Source organism: Solidesulfovibrio sp., assembly GCF_029978005.1.
GTDB lineage: Bacteria > Desulfobacterota > Desulfovibrionia > Desulfovibrionales > Desulfovibrionaceae > Solidesulfovibrio.
Window position 1 is genome coordinate 24,227 of sequence record NZ_JARKOZ010000129.1, and the last position, 21,247, is coordinate 45,473.

The following is a 21,247-nucleotide window of genomic DNA, read 5'->3' on the forward strand; positions in this document are numbered from 1 at the left end:
CATGAGCACACAGGCGTTTTCCCCGGTCGCCCCCGACCGTTTCCCGGCCAGCGAGCTGGCCGAGGCCGTGGCGAGCTGCGCGCGGTGCGGCTTCTGCAAGGTCGCCTGCCCCACCTTCCCCTTCGGCGGCGGCTTCGAGACGTTCTCCCCGCGCGCCAAGGTCTATTTCCTCAAGGACTATTTCGAGGGCCGCGACGTGCTCACCCCGGAGTGGGTGGACCGGCTCTACCGCTGCACCACCTGCGAGCGCTGCCAGGCCGTCTGCCAGACGGCCATCCCCCTGGTGCCGCTGTGGGAGGCGGTGCGGGCCGACGTGGTGGCCAGGGGCCTCGGGCCCATGCCCGCCCACAAGAAGCTGCGCGCCCTGGCCGAAGCCCACGGCAATCCCTACGGCGAGCCGGCGGACAAGCAGTCCCAGTGGCTTTTGCCCGAGCACAAGCCCGTGGAAGCGGCCGACATCCTCGTCTTCGGCGGCTGCACCGCCTCCTACCGCATGCCGTCCATGCTCCAGACCGGCGTGACCATCCTCACGCGCCTCGCCATCCCCTACGCCTACGCCGGGGGCCTGGAGAACTGCTGCGCCAGTCCGCTGTTGCGCACGGGCCAGCTCGACGTGGCCGGAGAGCTCATCGGCCGCAACCTGGATCTTTTCGCCCGCACCGGGGCGCGCACCATCGTCACGCCCTGCGGCGGCTGCTCCAAAACCCTCAAGCACGACTACCCGCAGTGGGCGCGAAAGCTCGGCAAGCCCTTCGACGTCACGGTGCGCCATTTCAGCGAAGTCTACGCGGACCTGCTGCGCCAGGGGCGCATCCGGCCGTCCGTTCCGGTGGAGGCGACCGTGACCTTCCACGATCCCTGCCACGTCGGGCGCTCCCAGGGGCTTTTCGACGAGCCCCGGGAGATCCTGGCCGCCATCCCGGGGGTCAAACTCGTGGAAATGCCCCGCTGCCGGGAGTCCTCCCGCTGCTGCGGGGCCGGGGGCGGGGTCAAGGCCAACTACCCGGAGATGGCCGCGGCCATCGCGAAGGACCGGCTGGAGGAGGCCGTGGCCACGGGCGCGGACACCCTCGTGACCATGTGCCCGTTCTGCCAGGGGAGCTTCAGCCAGGCCATCAAGGAAACGGACGCCTCCATCGGGCTTTGCGGCCTGGAGGAACTGCTTCTGGCCTCGTTGCCGGAGGCGCGATGACGCTCGGGACCGTAGGCTGCCTGGCCGCACCGCCGGGCGGCGCGGCGCGCCGGGGGCGCATCCGGGCCGTGTTCGCGCGCTGCGTCCACGCGGCCTGCGACGACTGCTGCCTGACGCTCGGCCAGGCGAGCCTGCCCGCCCACCCCTACTCCATCCTGTGGCGCGGCTTTCCGGGCGGCTGGCGCGTCGGCGAGGAAGTCGCCGTCACGGCCGAAGGGGTCTTCGCCAAGGGCGGGCTCGTCGTCGCGACCGCGGCCCTTGCGCCCTTTTCCCCGCCGACCTCCCGCCGGCCCATGGCCGGGCCGCCGCGCATCCGCCAGGCCCTGGCCGTAAGCGCCGCAGCCGCCCGGGCCATTCCCCGGCGCGGCGGCTTCCACGATCTTCTGCACGACTTTCCGGGGCCTGCTCCCTCGGAAGCGACCGGCCGGCTCTCCGGGGCCATCGACGGCCTGGAGCGCCGGCTTGGCGCGCGTCTGGCCCGGGCGCTGGGCCGTGGGGATTGGGATGATTTCGTCGTGGCGGCCCGGGACCTGGCCGGACTTGGCCAGGGACTCACCCCGGCCGGCGACGATTTCCTGGCCGGCGTGCTGGGGGCGCTTCGCTTCCACGGCGAAAGCTCGGGCGCGCCGATTTTTCCCCGGCTTTCGCTGGCGGACCTGGCCGGGGAGCTGGTCGGGCGCACCACGGCCTTTTCCGGTTTCCTGCTGCGCTGCGCCGCCCGGGGACTCGTGGCCGGACCGGTCGGCGACTGGCTCGCCGCCGTGCACGGCGGCGAGGCGGCCGAGGCCGGCCGGGCCGTGGCCTCCCTGGCCGCGCTCGGTCACTCCAGCGGCCTGGACGCCCTGGCGGGTATGTGGCTGGCGATGCGCACCGTCACCGCCAGCGTCACCGACACGGGGGAACCGACATGGCTCGAGCACTGAACCTGGAGGCGCTGGCGCGGGAGCTTCGCGACTCCGAGGCCTTTCGCAACAAATGCCGCATCCGGCCCATGACCGAGGCCTTCGCCGGGCTCACCCGCGCCAGCGGCATCCGCAACGGCGACGACGCCGCCGCCATCCCGGACGGGGACGGCTGGCTGCTCCTGGCCGCCGAGGGCATCGTCGCCTCCATCGTGCGCCAAAACCCCTACCTGGCCGGGAAATGCGCCGTCCTGGCCAACGTCAACGACATCTACGCCATGGGCGGCCGCCCGGTGGCCATGGTGGACGTCATCGGCACGCCGGACGGCGAAGCCGCCCGGGAAATCTGCCGGGGCATGCGCGAAAACGCCGAACGCTACAAGGTGCCCGTGGTCGGCGGCCACCTGCTGCGCACGACCACGGACGCTTCCGTGGCCCTGGCCATCCTGGGCCGGGCCAGGCGCTGCCTCACCAGCTTCGACGCCAGGCCCGGCGACCATCTCGTGCTCGTGGCCCGCAAAAACGGCCGCTGGCTGGCCGACCTCGGCTTCTGGAACGCCACCCTGCCCGAGGATGACGCCGCCCTCCTGCCCGACCTCGAGCTGCTCCCGGCCTGCGCCGAGGCCGGCCTGGCCGCCGCCGGCAAGGACGTCAGCATGGCCGGCGTTTCCGGCACGGCCCTCATGCTGGCCGAGTCGTCGGGCCTGGGCGTGACCCTCGACCTGGGCCGCCTGGTCCCGCCCGAGGGCGTGCCCCTGGCCCCGTGGCTCCTGGCGTTCATGTCCTACGGCTTCCTTCTGGCCGTTTCGCCCGAAAACCTGGCCGCCCTGACCGCGCTTTTCGCGGCCCGGGGCCTGACCGCCACGCCCATCGGCGACTTTTGCCGGGAGCGCCGGGCCGTGCTTCGCCAGGGGGACCGCCGGGCCGTGCTGTGGGATTTCGAGGCCCGGCCCTTCGTCGGAGGCGGCGCATGAGCGCGCCCCGCCCGGACTGGGGCAACGCCAGCCGCTTCTACCTGCCCAACGAGGACGCGGCCGTGCTGCGAGACGCCCTGGGTCGCCTGGGCAACCGGGCGCGCCGTCCGGTCTTCGTCGGCGGCTCGGGCATGGCGCTGCTCGAGGCGGCCGGCGTGCTGCCGGAACTTGAAGCCGCCACCTTCGTGGACGTCGCCCCCTTCCAGGTCGCGTACTTCAGGCGGCTGCTCGACGCCGTGCGCGCCGCCGGCACGCCCGGGGGACTGCGCGCCTGGTTCGCCGAGGCCGTCTATCCCGAACTGCGCGCCCACTACCTGGCCCGGGGCCGGGACTACCCCTTGCCCCGCGTCCTCGACGCCCTCGAAAACATTTTCGGCATCGACTTCTTCTTCGATGCCGCGGCCCTGGCCCGGGCCAAGGCCGCGGCCGGGCGCACCGCAGTCGTGCAAGGCGACGTCGCCGCCCACCTGGCCGCCTCGACCGGGCACGACTGCATCGTCCTGAGCAACGTCCCCGACTACCTGGACGCCGCCGGCCTCGCCGGGCTTTTCGCCGCCTGCCGCCGCCACCAGGCCCCGGTCTATCTGTTGCTGACCAGCGCCTGCCCGGACCGGGACGCGGCCCGCCTGGCCTGGGAGCGGGCGGAATTCGCCGCGCACCCGGACGCGGCCGCCCTCGACGCGCGCAATCGCGGCCTGGGCTCGCCGACCCTGTGCGCGCCCTGGAACCGGCCCGGAACCATCCATCTCCTCGTCCCGAACGCCCAAAGGAGCGCCTTGCCATGACCCTTTCGCTTCGACTCCCCGTCCGCCCCCTGGGCCGCGCCGCCCTGGCCCTGGCCGCCGCGCTGCTCTTCGCGTCCGTCGCCGCGTTCGCCGCCGGCCCGGCCGCTCCGGAGGCGGACAAGCCCGTGCGCATGGCCTCCCTGCAAAACGACCTGCACCACCTGGCCCTGTGGGTGGCCCTGGACAAGGGGTTCTTCCAGGAAGAAGGCGTGGCCGTGGAAACGGCCGGCATGTTCCGGTCCGGGCCGGAGCTCATGACCGCCTTCGGCGCGGGCGAGCTCGACGCCGCCTATGTCGGCGAAGCGCCGGCGACCATCGCCGCGGTGCGCGGCACGGCCGGGGTCAAGGTGCTGGCCCAGGCCAACACCGAGGGCTCGGCCCTGGTCGGCTCCAAGGCCCTGGCGGCCGGCGAGGTCAGCCATCCGACCCTGGCCATGCCCGGCAACGGCAGCGTCCAGGACTTCCTGCTGCGAAAGGCCCTGCCCAGGCTGGGCCTGGCCCCCGAGGCCGTGGACGTCATCGTGCTCTCCCCGCCGGAAATGCTCTCCGCCCTGCAAGCCGGCCAGATCGACGGCTTCATCGCCTGGGAGCCCTACCCCTCCCGGGCCGTGCTCCAGGGCCTCGGCCAGGTCCTCGCCTCCTCGGCCGACATCTGGACCGGGCACCCCTGCTGCGTGCTGGCCGCCAGCGACGCCCTGGTGCGCCGGCGCCCGCAGGCGGCCCAGGCCCTGCTTCGCGCCCACCGCAAGGCCACGATCTTCATCCACGAGCACCCGGACGAGGCCGTGGCCGTGGCCGTCAGGCACACCGGCATGGACGAGGCCGTGGTCCGGCGGGCTCTTGGCCAGGTGACCTACACCGAGACCCCGAGCGTGGCCGGGGAGGAGGAATACGTGCGTTTCCTCAATACCCTGGGGGTGATCAAGGTCCCGGACGAGGCGGCCTTCACCCGGGAATTCATCGCCGGCCCCCTGCGGGAGGCGGCCGGGCAATGACTCCGCGCGCCCTGGTCCCCGCGCTTGCGGCCCTGGCCGTCTGGCAGGCGGTCTGCCAGGCGGGCCTGGTCGCGCCGGCCATGCTCGCCTCGCCCGTGGCCGTGGGCGCGGCCCTGGGCGAACTGTGGACCCGGGGCATGCCGCCGGGGAAAACCCTGCCCCTGCACGCCTGGCACAGCCTGATCCGCGTGCTGACCGGCACGGGTCTGGCCGTGGCCCTGGGGCTGCCACTGGGGCTGGCCCTCGGGGCCAGCCCGCGTTTTCGCGCCGCCTGCATGCCGCTGGTGGATTTCCTGCGGCCCATTCCGCCTTTGGCCTGGGTGCCCATGGCCATCCTCTGGTTCGGGCTGGGGCTGGCCTCGGCGGCCTTTCTCATCTTCCTCGGGGCGCTTTTCCCGGTGGTGCTGTCCACCTGCGCCGGGGTGCGGGGAGTGGACGCGCTCTACGTGGACGCGGTGCGGGCGCTCGGCGGCGGCAGGGCGGCGGTGTGGGGCAAGGTGCTGCTGCCCGGGGCGCTGCCGTCGGTCCTCACCGGCGTGCGGGTGGGCCTCGGCATCGGCTGGATGACCCTGGTCGCGGCGGAATTCACCGGCGTGCGCGGCGGCTATGGCCTGGGCTACATGATCATGAGCGCCCGGGACCTCCAGCGCACGGACATGGTCATGGCCGGCATGGCGGTCATAGGCCTGATGGGGCTCGGCATGGAGTGGGGCATGAAGCGCCTGGCGGCAAGACTGCTGCGTTGGCAATGACCATGGCCGCGACGCTTAGCATACGCGGTCTCGGCAAGGCCTACCCCGGCAAGGGGAACGGGCCGGAAACGCCCGTGCTCGACGGCATCGACCTGGAGGTCCCGGCCGGCTCCCTCGTCTCCGTGGTGGGGCTCAACGGCTCGGGCAAGACCACCCTGCTGCGGGTCATCGCCGGGCTGGAAGCGCCAAGCCGGGGGAGCATCCGCATCGACGGCCGCCCGCCCGCGCCCGGCGGCCCGGCCGCCGTGGGTCTGGTCAGCCAGGAGCTGGCCCTGCTGCCCTGGCGCACGGTGCGGGGCAACATCGCGCTCGGGCTCGAGCTGCGTCGCCTGCCCGCCGCCCGGCGCGACGCCCTGGCCCGGGAATACGAGGAGGCCTTCGGCCTTTCGCCCGTCAGCGACCGCTTTCCCCGGGAGCTTTCCGGCGGCATGCGCCAGAAGGCGGCCATCGCCCGCACGCTCGTGGCCGGACCCGGCGTGGTGCTCATGGACGAGCCCTTCAGCGCCCTGGACTGCCAGACCAAAAACCGGATGCAGGCCTTCCTCCTCGACGTCTGGGAGCGCCGGCGCGACACCATCGTGTTCGTCACCCACGACATCGAGGAGGCGGTGCTTCTAAGCGACCGCATCGCGGTCATCACGCCCCGGCCGAGCCGGGTGGAGGAAGTGTTGGACGTGGACCTGCCCCGCCCGCGCGTGCGCACCGACGCGGGCGTCAACGCCCTGCGCGCCAGGATCGTCGCGATCCTGCGGCGGTTGTGCCGCGAGGGGCGTTGACCCGGGTCGCCACGGCTCCGTATGGTCGCCTGAAGGGAGTGCCACCGCGGCGGGCAAGGGCATGTCCGCCGCACGTCCGTCAGGCCCGATTCGCCGATGACGCCACGCGCCGAAAGGATGCCGTCGCCATGGCCATACTGGGATTCGTCAACGTCAGAAAGCTCCTTCTGGAACTGGCCCAGCACCACTCCGTGGACGAGGTGCTGCGTATCGCCGTGCAAACGCTCGGCAGCGTGTCCAGCGTCGCCCTGGTCCGGGCCTGGCTCATCGAGCCCGGCGACGTCTGCGCCGCCTGCAAGGACGCCTTCCAGTGCCCGGACAAGAGCCGCTGCCTGCACCTCAAGGCCAGCGCCGGCAGATCCCTGGCCAGCGAGAAGGTCTGGGACTACGTCGAAGGCTCCGCCTTCAGCCGCTTCCCCCTCGGCATCCGCAAGGTGGGACAGATCGCCGCCTCGGGCACGCCCCTGGAGGTGGACGAGATCAACGTTCGCGACAGGTGGCTGGCCGATCCGGGCTGGATCAAGCGCGAGCGGATCGTCGGCTTCGTCGGCCAGCCGCTGATCTGCCGCGACGAGGTGCTCGGGGTGCTGTCGGTCTTCACCCGGTCGCCTCTGGAGCAGGGCACCCTGGAGATGCTGCGCATGGTGGCAGACCATCTGGCCTACGCCATCGCCAACGCCCGGGCCTTCCAGATGGTGGACCAGCTCAAGCAGCAGATCGAGTTGGAAAACGCCTACCTGCGCCAGGAGATCAACGAAGTCCATTCCTTCAAGGGAATCATCGGCAAAAGCGAGGGCATCGAGCGGATCAGGAAGCTCATCCGCATGGTCGGCCCCACCGACGCCAACGTGCTCATCTACGGGGAGTCCGGCACGGGCAAGGAAATGATCGCCCGGGAGATCCACGACCAGAGCGACCGGCGCGACAAGCCCATGATCAAGATCAACTGCTCGGCCATCCCCCGCGAGCTGTTCGAGAGCGAATTCTTCGGCCATGCCCGGGGGGCGTTCACCGGGGCGGTCAAAAACCGCATCGGCTATTTCCAGGCGGCCGACGGCGGCACGCTGTTCCTGGACGAGGTGGGGGAGATTCCGGTCTACCTGCAAAGCAAGCTTTTGCGCGTGCTCCAGGAGGGCGAATACCAGCGCGTGGGCGAGGACGCGGTCCGCCAGGTGGACGTGCGCGTCATCTCGGCCACCAACCGCAACCTGCAAGCGGAAATCCAGTCCGGCCGCTTCCGGGAGGACCTGTATTACCGCCTCCAGGTGTTTCCCGTCGTGGTGCCGAGCCTGCGCGAACGCAAGATGGACGTGGCGCTTCTGGCCGAGCATTTCATCAAGCTGTCGAGCAGGAAGATGAACCGGCCGCGCGTGCGGCTTTCGGACGAGCAGCTGCAACGCCTCGTGGCCTACGACTGGCCGGGCAACATCCGGGAGCTCCAGAACATCGTGGAGCGCATCGTCATCACCGCCCAGCCCGACCAGGTGCTGCTCGAACTCGACCGCGCCCCGGACACGGCCCGGGAGGAAGTCCCGGCCCAGGCGGCCGTGCCCCTTCCCCTGCGCATCCTCACGGAAAACGAACTGCGCGACCTGGAAAAGACCAACATGGAAGAGGCGCTGCGCCAGACCAACTGGCGCATCTACGGCTCGCGCGGGGCGGCCAGGCTTCTTGGCATAAACCCCACCACCCTCATCTCCCGCCTCAAGAAGCTCGGCATCTACCAGCCGCGCGCCCCGGCCGAGGAGATGTAGGCCGGCGGTCCGCCCCGCGCAGGGGAAAAGGCGTCACAGAAGGCCGAGCAGCCGCACGGCCAGGGGCGCGAAGGCCGCGGTCAGCATGCCGGCCAGGATCATGGCCAGTCCGGCCATGGCCCCCTGCCGCTCGCCCTCCATCAGGGCCGTGGCCGTGCCCTGGGCATGGGACACCGTGCCGAGCGCCAGGCCCCGGGCCACGGGATGGCCGATGCCGCTGCGGGTGAGGAGCCACCCGCCGAGCAGGGAGCCCAGGGTGCCCGTGGCCACGACGAAGGCGGCGCTGAGCGCCGGAACCCCGTCGTAGAGGCGGGAAATCTCCACCGCGAAGGGGATGGAGACGCCCTTGGGCAGGATGGAGACCACCACCTCCCGGGGGAGCCCGCCGGCCTTGGCCGTGAGTCCGGCCGAGAACATGGCCAGAAACGCCCCCAGGGCGACGCTGGCCAAAAGGCCCGGCCCGTGGCGGCGCAGGATGTCCCGATGGCGGTAGAGCGGCACGGCCAGGGCGACCGTGGCCGGCCCCAGCGGCGCGGTCATGAGGTCCTTGGCCGGCGCGTAGGCGGCATAGGGAATATCGCAGGCCACGAGCAGCGCGATGACCGCGCCGGCGCTTAAGGCCACGACGTTGAGCAGCGGATGGTTGAAGCGCAGGTACAGGCGACGCACGCCCAGGTAGGCGGCCATGGTCGCTCCGACGCAGCCGGCGAGGAAAAGCAGGCGCTCCATCAGCGCGCCCTGTGCAGGAAAAGGGTGAGAAAGCCCACGGCCAGCAGGGGCAAAAGCGAGCTGACCAGGATGGCGGCCAGAAGCACCGCGCCGTACCTGGCGAAGACCTCGCCCCAGTCCATGAGGCCCACGGCGATGGGCACGAAAAAAAACACCAGATGGCGCAGCAGGAAATCCGCCACGCCCTCCACATGCTCCAGCCGGACCACGCCCAGGCACAGCAGGACGAACAGCACGACCACGCCGAGGACGTTGGCCGGAATGGGCCAGCCGAGCCAGTCCACCAGCCGGGCGCAGCCGAAATACACGCCCCATAAAACGCCGAACTGCCCAAGACTCTTGACGATCCGCCCGGGAAGGCCGGCCCGGGCGATGACCCCACGCAGCATACCACCCCACTTGTCCGTTCGTTTCATTGAAGGGAAGGCCCTGGCCATACCGCCGCCCGCCTCAGCCGGCAAGAGCCCGCGGCCGCAACGACAGGGCGTCGGCGCTGCAATGCCCGAGGCAGGCGCCCCGGCCGTCGCAGCGCGAGGCATCGACGAGGCAGGCGCTGTGCTCCCGAACGGCGAGCAGCCCCCTGGGACAGCTGCCCAGGCACTGGCCGCAGCCCAGGCAGCGCTGCCGGTCCACATGGAGCACATGGCGCGGCGGCGCGGCGGCGGCCTTACCGTCCACGGCCGGCCGCCTCTTCCTTGATCGCCAGGACTTCCTGTTCGAGCCGCCCGACCAGGGTGCAGATCCGGGCGAAATGCTCCTCCAGGCGCGACAGCCGCGCCGCCAGGGCCGGCAGCGAAGCCCCGGCCGGAGCCTGCGCCGGCGACGGTCCCCCCGCCAGACCCGACAAGGCCGCCATGTAGGCCTCCATGTCGAGGAAGGCGTCCCCGACCTCGCTTTGCGACGGCGCGCCCGGTACCGGTTCCTGTCCGGCCCGGGGCGAGGGTTGGCCGGGTTGCGCCTGATTCTCGCGGTCGATGTCCGGCATGGTTCACGCTCCTTGGGTTTCAGGGTTGGGGGCGATGGGAAAATCCGCCTGTTCGGACAGAAAGCGCAGGATGTCCGCCACGGTGCGGGCCCGCAGCGCCTCGTCGCCGCCGCCGGCGTGGCCGCCCCGGGTCAGGAAGGCCTCGCGGCGGCGGTAGAAGGCGTCCAGGGGCAGCCGGTGGCCGGACAGGGGCTCGACGAGGCCGCCCGCGTCGTCCACGAAGAAGCGGCAGCGGGAATAGTTCTCGACGTCCGGCAGCCATACGGGCGGCCCGGGGCGCTCCCAGGCATGGTGCGCCTCGGCATAGACCGCCAGGGAGACGTCGGCGCGCCCGGCGGCGCGCAGCCGCAGGACATAGTCCCGGGCCGGGGCCAGACCGGCGTAGTCGTCCCGGCCGGCGAGCAGGACGAGCACGGGGCCGGGTTCGGTGCGGGCGTCGCGCTGCTGCAGATGGGCCGGCGGGCACAGGGCGACACGGGCGGCGAAATCCGGCCGGCGGCGGGAGAACCAGGCCCGGCGGACGCACAGGGCCGTGCCCAGGGCGGCCAGGCCGCCCTTGGAGACGCCCATGACCGCGACGCGCCGGGGATCGATGCGGCCGTCGGCGGCCAGGACGTCGTAGGCGGCGTAGGCGTCGCCCTCCATGGCCGCTTCGGGCAGGCGGCTCTGGTCGGTCATGGTCTCGGCGATGCCGCGCGGCCCGAAGCTGTCCACCACCAGGGCGGCCAGGCCACGAGAGGCGAAGCTGCGGGCGTAGAAGCGCTCGCGCACGTCGCAGACCCCGGCGCTGCTGGAAAGGATGACCACGGCCGGCAGGGGGCCCCTGGCCCGGGACGGCAGGTATAGCTCGCCGCGCACCCCGGGCGTGGCGACAAGCTCCGTCACGGCGCGCCGTCCCCGTCCACGCGCAACAGCGCCGCGCCCCAGGTGAATCCCGCGCCGAAGGCGGCGAGCAGCACCCGCTGCCCGGGCCGAAACCGGCCCTGGGCCCGGGCCTCGGCCATGGCCAGGGGGATCGAGGCGGCCGAGGTGTTGCCGCAGTGCCCGAGCGTCACCACGGTCCGCTCCGGGCCAAGGCCGATCCGCTCGCCCACGGCCTCGATGATGCGCCCGTTGGCCTGGTGCGGCACGAACACGTCGACGTCGTCCGGCGACAGCCCGTTTCGGGCCAGAAGCGCCAGGCAGGCCTCGCTCATGCGGCCCACGGCATGGCGGAAGACCTCGCGGCCCTGCATCTTGAGGAAGTAGGCCTCGCCCACGGGGCTGTCCGGCGAGGCGTAGGCGGCCCGGCTGCCGCCGCCGTCGGCGGTCAAAAGCGCGCCGTGGGTCCCATCGGAAGAAAGCAGGATGTCCGTCACGGCCAGGCCGCCGCCCTCGCCGGCCCCGAGCACGGCCGCCCCGGCGCCGTCGCCGAAGATGACGTTGACGTTGCGGTCCCCGGGGGCGCAAAGCCGCGACATGGCCTCGGCCGCGACCAGCAGCACGCGCGCCTGCGGCTCCAGGCGCAGTATGCCGGCGGCCAGGTACAGGCCATAGAGGAAGCCCGAGCAGGCCACGTTGAAATCCATGGCCGCCAGGCCCGACAGGCCGAGCTTGCGGGCCAGGGTGCAGGCGGTGTTGGGCACGAGCCCGTCCGGGGCGCAACTGGCCACCAGCAGATGGGTGACGGCCCCGGGCGCGAGGCCGCTGTCGGCCAGCGCCGCCCGGGCGGCGGCCAGGCCCATGTCCGAGGTGTCGAGGCCCGCGGGCAGGATGCGCCGCTCATGAATGCCCGTGCGCGAGGCGATCCACTCCGGCGTCACCCCGAACCGGCCGGCCAGTTCCTCGTTGGTCAGCACGCCCTCGGGCAGATGCCCGCCCAGGCCCAGGAGGCGGCACAGGGTCTCCTGCCTGGGGCTCGGCCCCACTCCCACGTTCCCGATTCCCGTCCGGCAACTGTCGTAATTCATGCGGCACGCTTCCCGTCGGCTTTCTCGCCCTCCCGGAAAACGCGGCGCAAACCGTTCGCCGCCACGCTCCGGGACGATGTCCCTGAAGCAAACATGGGGCCGATTCGGTCGGATTGTTGCACGGGGAAACGCAACTCCCTCAAGCGCGGCTGGAAAATTCCGCCGATTCCCTGGCGCGGACGGCCGCCCGCGAGGCGAACCGATACGGCGCCCGGTCGGGTGAAGCGAAATTTCGTCGTTTTCAGTGAGACATCGCGCCGTTTTCCACGAGATTCCGCTGCAACGGCCGGCTCACCGCCCCGTTTCGGTCTCCACCTGCCGCAAATAGGCCGTCATTTTACAAAAACAGAAAAAGATTCCGACGGCACGGCGCTTGCTTTTTCAAGAAAAGTTTCGGCATTCAAACCTCTTACCAAGGAGTTCCCCATGCCCATGGTATCCATTCCGCCCATCGCCATCGGTGACGAAATCGTCAATCACGGCCCCAAAGTCTACGAGGACATCAAGGCCAATCCCGGCGAAAAGGCGCTGATCTGCATGCATACCGTGCCCTTCGAAGGGTCTGTGGGCCTGATCAACATGCTCACCGCCACCCGCCTGGTGCGCAAGGGCTACGAAGTGACCTTCCTGCTCTACGGCCCGGGCGTGCTCATGGCCTCGGCCACGCGCGGCTTTCCCAAGGTCGGCGACGAGGGCTTCGCCGGCAACCTGGCCTACAACAAGCAGCTCACCACCATCATGAACGAGGGCGGCAAGGTCGTGGCCTGCCGCTTCGCCATGTCCGCCCTGTACGGCATGCGCGAGACCGACCTGCTCGCCGGCGTCCAGGCCATCCATCCCCTGGACGTGCTGGACTGCATCCTCATGCACCAGCGCGCCGGCGCCCTGATCCTGTCCACCTGGACCGTCTAGGGTCGCGTCCCGAGGGAGGCGAGCGGACGGCGTCGCGGCAGATACGGACGTATTCCCGGCGACGCGACAGGCGGCAATCGCCGCATGGCCCCATTTCCGCAACGAGGAGACACGAATGGAACGTTTCAACCACGGCGACAAGGTCAAGCGCAAGGTCTTCGACGTCCACAACCACATCGGCTTCATGGACGGCTTCAAGTACTACGGCCTGCCCGAGCCGGTGAACCCCACGGTCTACTGCGACAACGACCGCGCGGCCAAGATCGCGATCATGGACGGCCTGGGCGTGGACCGCGCCATCGTCATGTCCAACTACGGCATCCCCGATGCTTCCCAGCCCTTCGGCCTCAACCCGGTGGTGCTCGACGCCTGCGGCCACCCGGACAAGCGCATCCTCGGCGGCGTCTGGTTCTCGCCCTCGATCAAGATGAAGGAAGCCAACGAGGCGGCCATGAAGCTGGCCGGCGAGCCGGGCATCAAGGTGCTCAAGGCCACCTGCCTGCTCGGCGGCACCTGGAATCCCGAGGAATGGGACGAGGACACCAAGAAGATGTGGGAAGGCATCATCGACGTCTGCGAAAGCCACGACCACGTCTTCCACCTGCACACCAGCCCCGGCGGCGGCTCCGACGTCGGCAACGCCATCAAGTTCGTCAAGGCCTTCGGCAAGCGGGTCAAGGTCCACGTGGTGCACTGCGGCGGCGGCGTGTCCGGCCACATCAAGTTCATCCCCGAGTTCCTGAAGTTCATCAAGGAAGGCTACAAGGTCTATACCGACACGTCCTGGTCGGTGGGCTTTTGCAACCGCTACCTGTTCGACGAGATCGAAAAGCAGGGCATCGGCGACGACCGCGTCATGTTCAGCTCCGACGAGCCCTGGAGCGACTTCTGGAGCGAATACTACAAGTTCGAGGGCCTGGGCATTTCCGAGGAGATGAAGAACAAAATCTTCTGGGAAAACGCCGAGAAGCTCTACGGCGTCTAGCCTGGCCTCGCCCAAGGAATGCGACGGCGTTTCCTCAGGCCCGACGACCGTGCGAGTCCGTCGTCCGTGGAATGCGCGCGGACGTGTTTCGCGGGTGCGACAAAAGCCGCGCACCCCCTCCGGGAAGCGTCGCCGGCCCAGGCGGCGCTTCCCGCCAACGGCCCGGGCCGGACGGACGAGCCGGCCGGGCCATAACCGACAAAACGGACGCCACGCCATGACCATGACGCTCGCCGACTACGTGGCCCTGCAAAGTTACGGGGCCAGAATCATGGATCGCGGGGCCGTGCGCCGGGGCGGGGCCGGCCCGGCCGACGCCGGGGCCTACGTCATCGACGGCCACCCGGTGATGATCCCGGCCCTGAGCCGCGCCGCACAGGCTTCGGATTACGCCTTCGTCCCGGACGGCGACGCGCTGCGCCTCGAACGCGACGGCCGGGCCCTGTGCCGGGCCCGGGCGGTGCCCACGCCCCGCTTCTACGCCGGCCAAACGGCCGACGGCGTGCCCTACGCCAAGATCGCCCGGCTCCACGGCCAGGACTGCCTGGCCTCCACCGTCATCCAGGAATGCGCGCGCTACAACAGCCGCCGCACCCGCTGCCGGTTCTGCGCCATCGGCGCGTCGCTGGACCGCGACGCCACCATTCACACCAAGACGCCCGAACAACTGGCCGAGGTGGCCCTGGCCGCCCGGGACCTCGACGGCGTGCGCCACGTGACGCTCACGGCCGGCACCACGTCCTGCCCGGACGACGGCGCGCTCTACCTCGGCCGGTGCGCCGCGGCCGTGGCCGCCGCCACTGGCCTACCCGTGGAGATCCAGTTCGAGCCGCTTCGCGACCCGGGGCTCTACGCCCGGCTGCGAGCCATGGGCGCAACCGACGTCGGCATCCACGTGGAGAGCTTCGATCCGGCCGTGCGCCGGCGCATGACGCCGGGCAAGGCCGACGTGGACCTGGAAGCCTATTTTACGGCCTTCGCCCGGGCCGTGGCCGTGTTCGGACGCAACAAGGTCAGCACCTACGTGATCCTGGGGCTCGGCGAAGACGAGACCCTGACGCTCGACGGCTGCCGGCGGGCGGCGGCGCTCGGCGTCTATCCGGTGGTGGTGCCCCTGCGGCCCCTGCTCGACTCCTGCCTGGCCGAAGCCAAGTCCGTGGACCCGGCCTACCTGGGGCGCATGTACCGGGCCATCGGCACGATGCTGCGGGACCAGGGCCTCTCGGCCGAGGCGAGTTCGGCCGGCTGCGTGCGCTGCCGGGCCTGTTCCCTGCTCCAGTTCACCGAAAGCGCCCCGGTCCTGCCCGAGACCGTGGCCGACGCCGGGGCCGTAACCCTTCGGCTGGCCCAAAGCCCGGAGGAGATCGAGGAATACCTGCGGGTGCGCCACGAGGTGTTCGTCTCGGAGCAGGGCATCTTCCCGACCAGCGACCGCGACGCCCACGACGACGGGGCGCTGCCCGTCATCGCCCTGGTGGCGGGCAAGGTGGCCGGGGTGGTGCGCTGCTACCGGCACCGGGGCGGCGTGTGGTACGGCGGAAGGCTGGCCGTGCGGCCGGAATTTCGCACCGGCGTCAACATCGGGGCCCTGCTCGTGCGAAAGGCCGTGGACCTCATGCGGGCAAGGCCCGACGTGCGCCGCTTCCTGGCCACGGTGCAATGGCAAAACGTCCGCTTCTTTCAGCGGCTGCACTGGTCGCGGCTGGGCAAGCCCTTCCTGCTGCAAGGCAGGAAGCACCAGCTCATGGAAAAAAACCTGCGCCGGGAGGAGCCGTGATCGTCACCGCCGAAAGCCTGAGCGAAACGGCCTTCACCCTGCGTTCGGACCTGCACGACCTGGTCTCGGACCAGTCGCCGGACTACGGCGGCCAGGGGCTCGGCCCCATGCCGAGCGAGCTGCTCCTGTGGTCCGTGGCCGCCTGCTTCGGCCAGTCCATCCGCTACGTGGCCGCCAGGCGGCGGCAGTCCGTCGCGGACCTGTCTCTGGAGGTCTGCGGAACGAAAGACCCCGAACGGTTCCGCTTCGGCGAGATCGTCGTCACGGTACGGTGTTCCCTGGACGCGAAGGCGCTCGAGCAGATCATCCGGCAGGCAAAAAACTACTGCTTCGTCACCAACAGCCTGGACGTGCCGGTACGGGTCGAGACGGCGTCCGAGGGACGGGAGACGGCCTGAAGGAAGAAGACTTTCGGCCGACGCCGGACCTTGGCCGAAGAGGCGGCCCGGCGATCCTATGGCCCTTAACGCAGCAAGCCGCGTCGCGGGATGGTGCGCTCCCGCGACGCGGCTCGATGTTGTTCCAGCGATCCGATGCCGGTCAGGCTACTTCTTGAGCGCCTTCCATTCGTCGATGACCTGTTTGCAGGCCGGGGTGGCCTTTTCCAGGTTCTCCGGCTGGGCCACGCAGCCGCGTCTGCCGCCGCCGCCCATCTTCACTTCGGCGCAGGGACCGCCCGGCGCGATCAAAGCGGCGCATTCCTTTTCGAACTTCGCCCTGTTCGCCAGATCGGCGGCATCTTCGGCGGCGAACGCACTGCCAGCGCACAGCAACAACGAAACCAGGAGCAGCACAATCCTCATTTCCTTACCTCCGGACCTTGTTGAAGTTCACGGGGCGTCGAACCACTCACGCGATGTACCGTTACAGGCCAAAGTCATCTGTTGGAGGGACGGACTTGCACGCAAGTTCAAAAAAGCACATTTACATGACATTGTCTACACCAAAAAACGGCCGCACAACCCACCGCGCTGTCGTTTTCTGAAGAAAGAACGGTCCCGGGCAGGGGGTTTGTAAAGAGGCGTCGGCGCTTCGGCCGGTCGCTGCCCCGAGACCCGGCGCTGGCCGGCGCGAAACGCGGCAGCGGCAAGCGACCTCATCGAGGCCTGCGCCGGGCTTTTCCCGCCGACAAAGGCGTCCGGCGTCTTCCGCAGCCGGCCCGAAGCGTTCGCTGCGAACACCCGGGCGAGAATCAGGCACGAATCAGAGGGGATCGTGTCTTTCGCCCAGCCCCGGACGCGCGTATGGGAGACGAGGCTGGCGACCGGCCCGGAAAAAACCGACCGCTCCTCCGGGCCGTCCGCGCCGCACGAGCCCTTCGACCTTCCACAGGCCGTTCCCGACGGATCGCCGCCGGGGGTTCAGGCCGGCCCGACACCCATGAAAAGACGGATGCGTACCATGCTGCTGTGCTTTCTGTTCCTCGCCGCCCTGGGCGCGACGGGCGCCGTCGTCCTGCTGCGGCAACCGGAATTCGGCGCGCTCCCCGAAGGCGCGCGCCTCGAGGCCGTCCGACGCTCGCCCCACTATGCCGACGGGCGATTCGCCAACCTGATCCCCACGCGATCCTTCTCCAAGGACGGCAACCTGCTCTCCACCCTCGTGAAGAACTTTCTCCTCGAAAAGAAGCGCACCAGGCCGTCCAGGCCGCTGCCGGCGGTCAAAACGGATTTCGCCGGTCTGGCGGCCGCCGGCGACGTCCTCGTGTGGCTGGGGCATTCCTCGTATTACCTCCAACTCGACGGCAAACGCATCCTGATCGACCCAGTGCTGAGCGACCATGCCTCGCCGTTGGGCGGCATCAACACCGCCTTCCCCGCCGCCGTGCGCTTCACCGTCGCGGACCTGCCCGTCATCGACTGCCTGCTCGTCTCCCACGACCACTGGGATCATCTGGACTACCCGACGGTGGCGGCCCTCAGGGACAAGGTGCGCGACATCGTGTGCCCCCTGGGCCTCGGCGCCTATTTCGCCTATTGGGGCTACCCCGAGGAGCGCATCCACGAGGCGGACTGGTTCGAATCCGTCGCCCTGGCAGGCGATCTCGCCGTCCATGTGCTGCCGGCCCGGCACTTCTCCGGGCGCTTGCTGCGAAGAAACAAGACCCTTTGGGCGGGATTCGCCCTGACCACGCCCCGGCAGCGCGTCTTTTTCAGCGGGGACAGCGGCTACGGGCCGCATTTCGCCGACATCGGCGGGCGTTTCGGCGGATTCGACGCGGTCATGCTGGATTGCGGCCAATACGACCGCCAGTGGGCCTTCATGCACATGACGCCGGAAGAAGCCGCCCAGGCGGCCGAAGACCTCGGGGCCCGCGCGCTCTTCCCCGCCCATGTGGGCAAGTTCTCCATCGCCTTCCACCCCTGGGACGAACCCCTCGAGCGCATCGCCGTGGCAAGCCGGGGGAGGTCCTACCGGCTGCTGACGCCGATGATCGGGGAGGCGGCCAGGCTGGACGACGCCGCAGGCGCGTACGCCCAATGGTGGAAAGGCGTGGACGAGGGCGCAAACGTGGCCGCGCGCGGCTTCTGACGCCTCGCCGTGGGCCGGGCTGGACGCGGTTTTGTGTCGAGCGGTCGGTGGAGGGCACGGCAGGGAAAGGCAGCTTTTCTAATGTGGCCTTGCTCGGGTGTCGAAGCCGTAGCCGCAAACCCCGCCGCACCGGGCCACGTCATCGATATCCTTCTGGTCGAGGGGAAACAGACGGCAGGCCTTGGGCCGGCATTTGCCGTACACGCGGCACAAATGGTCCCGGGTCAGCATCGGGCAAACGATGGTGAAGTGGCAGCATGTCCCGCACTGGTGGCAGTCCCCCTGGCGGTCGCGCAGTTGCCGAGCCACGTAGCCCTTGCGGAAGTGGACCGCGAAAAGTCGCCTGACCTTACCGATGAAGATATGTGATTCGTGTTTGATCGTTGCCATGATCGTTCCTCGAAATTCAAACAAATTTCCCTGCCACCTAACACGGGATTGCCGCCACTTTCCATCCCTGCGGGCCTGGGCTATTTTCACCTCAATGCATTTGTGGGGAGTCAGGCAAAATGAGAAATGGCGTGGGGCCTGGATCGGGTAGGCTCAACGTGGGCTAAACACAGGCCGGACGTGGGCTTCCGGGCGTCGGCCAGGCGCGCGGGGCGGGCGGAAGGCAAGATGAGAAATCGGGCTGAAATGGGGGTGAAAATATCAACCAAAATGAGAGAACGGGGGGGTTTGAGTCTTCTCACTTTGCTTGCAACGATTTCTCATTTTGGTTGAGCGCTCACAGCATTCCCCATCATTTTCAAAGTGGGGAGAGAGTGGGGAGAAAAACATGAGGCAAAAAGAAAAAAGGGCCAGCTTTGCAGCTAACCCTTTGATTTCTGTGGTGCCGAGGGACAGAATTGAACTGCCGACACGGGGATTTTCAGTCCCCTGCTCTACCGACTGAGCTACCTCGGCGCGGCGAGAGACGGTATTTATACCACGCCCTTGGGCTTGGCAACCTTTTTTTTGGAGTTTCCCATGCCACGAAGCGATTTCGTTTTTTCCCTTCTCGGGTTATCCTTTTATCTCTTCGTCCTGTTCTACCTTTAGGAGACCCCACATGTCCGAACTCGACGCCTTTCTCGCCGACTGGCAAGACGACCCAAACGGGGTCAAGGCCGCCTTCATGCGCCTCAGGTCCGCCCTGGAAAGCCTGAACGAAGCCACCGTCTCCTTCGTGCCCAGGCCGCCCGCGACCTACAGCCTGCGCGCCGAACCGCCCCGCGGCCGCCCCGTCATCGCCATGGTCGACGTGGCCAGCCTCGACGGCGAACGCTTCCTGTCCGTATGCTTTTACGCCGACACCATCACCGACCCCGAGGAGCGCGGCGACCTGATCCCCGACGGCCTGCTCTCCAAGGACGGCTACTGCTTCGACCTCGAATCCGGCGACGACGACAGCGTCAGTTATGTCGAAGCCCGCATCTTCGAGGCCGCCGCCTCGTTTTCCCTCTCGGAAGACGACTCCTGCGCCGAAGTCGACGACAACGACTAGGCCCCAGCGCCCGCACCCCCGGCAACGCCGTTTCGGTTCAAGGGAAGACTGATCGTTCAGGCGTCATGTCCCCGGCCTCCGTCCGGACGGAAGCCGGGGACATGACGTCAGCCGGGCTGGTAGAAACTCCCCGTGCCCAGGCCGTCCTCCAGGACGAAGGCGTCGGGCAGATGGCTGGCCGAGAGCCCCTTTCCCGTCGCGACCACGGCAACAACGTCGAACCGGCACGGCCGGTCCCACAGGTCCCGCTCGGACAGAAAGGCCGCCGCCGCCCGCACGAGCCGGCCGCGCTTGGACGCGGTCACGGCCTGGTCCGGCCGGGCCAGGCTCCCCGACCGGCGCGTCTTCACCTCCACGAACACCACCGTGTCCCCGTCCCGGCAGACGAGATCCACCTCGCCGCCGCGCGTGCGAAAGTTGCGCGCCAGCACGGCGTAGCCCTTGCCGGCAAGCAAGGCCTCGGCCGCCGCCTCGCCCGCGCGGCCCAATGCCAAGTGGGGCGCGGCAGGCATCAGGAAGACGCCTCCGGCGGCCAGGAGGGGCTTTGCCCCTCCTGGCCCTCCCCACCGGGGGGGATCATCCCCCCCGGACCCCCTGGAAGGGGGGAGGACAGGGGTGAAAGGGAAACGATGGGCATGGGGGGTCAGATGCCGGGCAGGCCGAGCTGACGCGAGGTTTCGGGCAGCACGCCGCGAAAGGTCAGGCGGTGCAGGCGGCACGGCCCCAGGCGGCGCAGGGCCTCGAGATGGGCGGCCGCGCCGTAGCCCTTGTGGCCGGCGAAGCCGTAGCCCGGATATTGGCGGTCGAACACGGTCATGAGCCGGTCGCGGCAGGTCTTGGCCAGGATCGAGGCGGCGGAGATGGCCGGCACGCTGGCGTCGCCGCCGACGATGGCCCGCTGGCGCGGCGAGGCGGTCAGGATGACCAGATGGCCGGCCGGGATGCACTTGTTGCCGTCGACGGCCAACGCCGTGGGCATGAGCCCCATGGCCCGCACGGCCCGGGCCATGGCCGCGAAGGTGGCCTGGAGGATGTTGATGCGGTCGATCTCCGTCGGCCAAGCCATACCCACGCCCCAGGCCACGGCCTGCGCCTTGATGGCCGGGGCCAGGGTCTCGCGCCGGGCGGCGGAGAGCTTTTTGGAATCGGTCAGGTACGGCAGGTCGTAGTCCCGGGGCAGGATCACCGCCCCGGCCACCACCGGCCCGGCCAGGCAGCCGCGGCCGGCCTCGTCCACGCCGGCCGCGAGCGCGACGTCGGTCACGGACATGGCAAAAGACGACCGCGCCTGCCCGCTTCCCTTGGGGGAAACGGGCAGGCGGCGGCCGGGAAAAGGGGTCCGAAGCGGGCCACGGCGAAGCGCCGGGGGCCTAGGATTCCCAGGCGGTCTTGGTCTTGATGCGGGCGGCCTTGCCCCGGAGGCTGCGCAGGTAGTACAGCCGGCTGCGGCGCACCTTGCCCTGGGAGACCACTTCCACGCGCTCGATGAACGGCGAATGCATGGGGAACACGCGCTCCACGCCCACGCCGTCGGACACCTTGCGCACGGTGAAGGTGGAGTCCACCCCGCCCTTGCGCAGCCGCAGCACCGCGCCCTGGAACACCTGGATGCGCTCTTTCTCGCCCTCGATGATGCGCAGGTGCACCTTGACGGTGTCGCCGGGGCGGAAGGCCGGCATGTCCAGGCGCATCTGCTCCTGCTCGATCTGCTTGATCACGTTCATGACGCTTTCTCCTCAGGTAAGGCCGCCGGACGCGCGCG

The 21,247-nt window shown here is 69.6% G+C and carries 25 protein-coding genes and 1 tRNA gene; 14 read left to right on the top strand and 12 right to left on the bottom strand.

Annotated elements, in window-relative coordinates; genetic code table 11:
- Position 1 precedes the first annotated feature (1 nt).
- The 8 genes from Q1K70_RS14635 (at position 2) to Q1K70_RS14670 (ending at position 8,130) form a co-directional block, all read left to right on the top strand.
- Entirely contained in the window at positions 2 to 1,192 is a 1,191-nt protein-coding gene (locus Q1K70_RS14635; protein WP_300161016.1) for a (Fe-S)-binding protein, read from the top strand.
- Positions 1,189 to 2,115, top strand: a complete 927-nt coding sequence (locus tag Q1K70_RS14640; protein ID WP_300161018.1) for a DUF2877 domain-containing protein — start codon at positions 1,189 to 1,191, stop codon at positions 2,113 to 2,115. Before Q1K70_RS14635 ends, Q1K70_RS14640 begins: the two co-directional genes overlap by 4 nt.
- Positions 2,100 to 3,068 carry a sll0787 family AIR synthase-like protein gene (locus tag Q1K70_RS14645; protein WP_300161020.1) on the top strand — a complete coding sequence of 323 codons (969 nt, stop codon included), beginning with the start codon at positions 2,100 to 2,102 and terminating at the stop codon, positions 3,066 to 3,068. Before Q1K70_RS14640 ends, Q1K70_RS14645 begins: the two co-directional genes overlap by 16 nt.
- Complete coding sequence (locus Q1K70_RS14650) at positions 3,065 to 3,853, top strand: hypothetical protein (RefSeq protein ID WP_300161022.1); 789 nt, start codon at positions 3,065 to 3,067, stop codon at positions 3,851 to 3,853. The genes Q1K70_RS14645 and Q1K70_RS14650 overlap by 4 nt, the downstream gene beginning before the upstream one ends.
- Positions 3,850 to 4,848, top strand: a complete 999-nt coding sequence (locus tag Q1K70_RS14655; RefSeq protein WP_300161024.1) for an ABC transporter substrate-binding protein — start codon at positions 3,850 to 3,852, stop codon at positions 4,846 to 4,848. The genes Q1K70_RS14650 and Q1K70_RS14655 overlap by 4 nt, the downstream gene beginning before the upstream one ends.
- The gene (locus tag Q1K70_RS14660) at positions 4,845 to 5,600 is read left to right on the top strand and encodes an ABC transporter permease (protein ID WP_300161026.1); all 756 of its coding nucleotides are present in this window, start codon (positions 4,845 to 4,847) and stop codon (positions 5,598 to 5,600) included. The genes Q1K70_RS14655 and Q1K70_RS14660 overlap by 4 nt, the downstream gene beginning before the upstream one ends.
- A 2-nt stretch (positions 5,601 to 5,602) precedes the next feature.
- Positions 5,603 to 6,376: an ABC transporter ATP-binding protein gene (locus Q1K70_RS14665; protein ID WP_300161028.1), complete on the top strand. Its 774-nt coding sequence runs from the start codon at positions 5,603 to 5,605 to the stop codon at positions 6,374 to 6,376.
- A 128-nt stretch (positions 6,377 to 6,504) separates the two neighbouring features.
- Positions 6,505 to 8,130, top strand: a complete 1,626-nt coding sequence (locus Q1K70_RS14670) for a sigma 54-interacting transcriptional regulator (RefSeq protein ID WP_300161030.1) — start codon at positions 6,505 to 6,507, stop codon at positions 8,128 to 8,130.
- A gap of 33 nt (positions 8,131 to 8,163) precedes the next feature.
- On the opposite strand, the gene Q1K70_RS14675 is transcribed toward Q1K70_RS14670, so the two are convergent.
- From Q1K70_RS14675 to Q1K70_RS14700, 6 genes are all read right to left on the bottom strand, one after another.
- On the bottom strand, positions 8,164 to 8,859 hold the full coding sequence (locus Q1K70_RS14675) for an LrgB family protein (protein ID WP_300161032.1): 696 nt from the start codon (positions 8,857 to 8,859) through the stop codon (positions 8,164 to 8,166).
- Entirely contained in the window at positions 8,859 to 9,248 is a 390-nt protein-coding gene (locus Q1K70_RS14680) for a CidA/LrgA family protein (protein WP_300161034.1), read from the bottom strand. Before Q1K70_RS14680 ends, Q1K70_RS14675 begins: the two co-directional genes overlap by 1 nt.
- 61 nt (positions 9,249 to 9,309) lie before the next feature.
- Complete coding sequence (locus tag Q1K70_RS14685; protein ID WP_300161036.1) at positions 9,310 to 9,537, bottom strand: 4Fe-4S binding protein; 228 nt, start codon at positions 9,535 to 9,537, stop codon at positions 9,310 to 9,312.
- Positions 9,527 to 9,844 carry a hypothetical protein gene (locus Q1K70_RS14690; protein ID WP_300161038.1) on the bottom strand — a complete coding sequence of 106 codons (318 nt, stop codon included), beginning with the start codon at positions 9,842 to 9,844 and terminating at the stop codon, positions 9,527 to 9,529. Before Q1K70_RS14690 ends, Q1K70_RS14685 begins: the two co-directional genes overlap by 11 nt.
- Positions 9,845 to 9,847: 3 nt before the next feature.
- Positions 9,848 to 10,729, bottom strand: coding sequence for a dienelactone hydrolase family protein (locus Q1K70_RS14695; RefSeq protein ID WP_300161040.1), 882 nt, complete (start codon positions 10,727 to 10,729; stop codon positions 9,848 to 9,850).
- The gene (locus tag Q1K70_RS14700) at positions 10,726 to 11,751 is read right to left on the bottom strand and encodes a beta-ketoacyl-ACP synthase 3 (protein ID WP_300161081.1); all 1,026 of its coding nucleotides are present in this window, start codon (positions 11,749 to 11,751) and stop codon (positions 10,726 to 10,728) included. Before Q1K70_RS14700 ends, Q1K70_RS14695 begins: the two co-directional genes overlap by 4 nt.
- Positions 11,752 to 12,219: 468 nt before the next feature.
- Between Q1K70_RS14700 and Q1K70_RS14705 the strand changes: the two genes are divergently transcribed.
- The 4 genes from Q1K70_RS14705 (at position 12,220) to Q1K70_RS14720 (ending at position 15,865) form a co-directional block, all read left to right on the top strand.
- Positions 12,220 to 12,705, top strand: coding sequence for an MSMEG_0572/Sll0783 family nitrogen starvation response protein (locus Q1K70_RS14705; RefSeq protein ID WP_300161042.1), 486 nt, complete (start codon positions 12,220 to 12,222; stop codon positions 12,703 to 12,705).
- A gap of 115 nt (positions 12,706 to 12,820) precedes the next feature.
- Positions 12,821 to 13,690: an amidohydrolase family protein gene (locus tag Q1K70_RS14710; protein WP_300161044.1), complete on the top strand. Its 870-nt coding sequence runs from the start codon at positions 12,821 to 12,823 to the stop codon at positions 13,688 to 13,690.
- Positions 13,691 to 13,907: 217 nt separating this feature from the next.
- On the top strand, positions 13,908 to 15,467 hold the full coding sequence (locus Q1K70_RS14715; RefSeq protein ID WP_300161046.1) for an MSMEG_0568 family radical SAM protein: 1,560 nt from the start codon (positions 13,908 to 13,910) through the stop codon (positions 15,465 to 15,467).
- Positions 15,464 to 15,865 (top strand): OsmC family protein, encoded by a 402-nt coding sequence (locus Q1K70_RS14720; RefSeq protein WP_300161048.1) that lies wholly within the window; start codon positions 15,464 to 15,466, stop codon positions 15,863 to 15,865. Before Q1K70_RS14715 ends, Q1K70_RS14720 begins: the two co-directional genes overlap by 4 nt.
- A gap of 147 nt (positions 15,866 to 16,012) precedes the next feature.
- Here the strand turns inward: Q1K70_RS14720 and Q1K70_RS14725 are convergent, their stop codons facing one another.
- Entirely contained in the window at positions 16,013 to 16,270 is a 258-nt protein-coding gene (locus Q1K70_RS14725) for a hypothetical protein (protein ID WP_300161049.1), read from the bottom strand.
- Positions 16,271 to 16,868: 598 nt separating this feature from the next.
- Between Q1K70_RS14725 and Q1K70_RS14730 the strand changes: the two genes are divergently transcribed.
- Positions 16,869 to 17,999, top strand: coding sequence for an MBL fold metallo-hydrolase (locus Q1K70_RS14730; protein WP_300161051.1), 1,131 nt, complete (start codon positions 16,869 to 16,871; stop codon positions 17,997 to 17,999).
- Positions 18,000 to 18,077: 78 nt separating this feature from the next.
- Here the strand turns inward: Q1K70_RS14730 and Q1K70_RS14735 are convergent, their stop codons facing one another.
- Positions 18,078 to 18,389: a hypothetical protein gene (locus Q1K70_RS14735; protein WP_300161053.1), complete on the bottom strand. Its 312-nt coding sequence runs from the start codon at positions 18,387 to 18,389 to the stop codon at positions 18,078 to 18,080.
- A 440-nt stretch (positions 18,390 to 18,829) separates the two neighbouring features.
- A tRNA-Phe gene (locus tag Q1K70_RS14740) sits at positions 18,830 to 18,905 on the bottom strand.
- 145 nt (positions 18,906 to 19,050) lie between these two features.
- On the opposite strand from Q1K70_RS14740, the gene Q1K70_RS14745 reads away from it, so the two are divergent.
- On the top strand, positions 19,051 to 19,485 hold the full coding sequence (locus Q1K70_RS14745) for a hypothetical protein (protein WP_300161055.1): 435 nt from the start codon (positions 19,051 to 19,053) through the stop codon (positions 19,483 to 19,485).
- Positions 19,486 to 19,592: 107 nt separating this feature from the next.
- On the opposite strand, the gene Q1K70_RS14750 is transcribed toward Q1K70_RS14745, so the two are convergent.
- The 3 genes from Q1K70_RS14750 to rplS form a co-directional block, all read right to left on the bottom strand.
- The gene (locus Q1K70_RS14750; protein WP_300161057.1) at positions 19,593 to 19,997 is read right to left on the bottom strand and encodes a YraN family protein; all 405 of its coding nucleotides are present in this window, start codon (positions 19,995 to 19,997) and stop codon (positions 19,593 to 19,595) included.
- Between the two features lie 131 nt (positions 19,998 to 20,128).
- Positions 20,129 to 20,755: a ribonuclease HII gene (locus tag Q1K70_RS14755; RefSeq protein ID WP_300161059.1), complete on the bottom strand. Its 627-nt coding sequence runs from the start codon at positions 20,753 to 20,755 to the stop codon at positions 20,129 to 20,131.
- Between the two features lie 100 nt (positions 20,756 to 20,855).
- Complete coding sequence (rplS, locus tag Q1K70_RS14760) at positions 20,856 to 21,209, bottom strand: 50S ribosomal protein L19 (RefSeq protein ID WP_300161061.1); 354 nt, start codon at positions 21,207 to 21,209, stop codon at positions 20,856 to 20,858.
- Between the last annotated feature and the right edge of the window lie 38 nt (positions 21,210 to 21,247).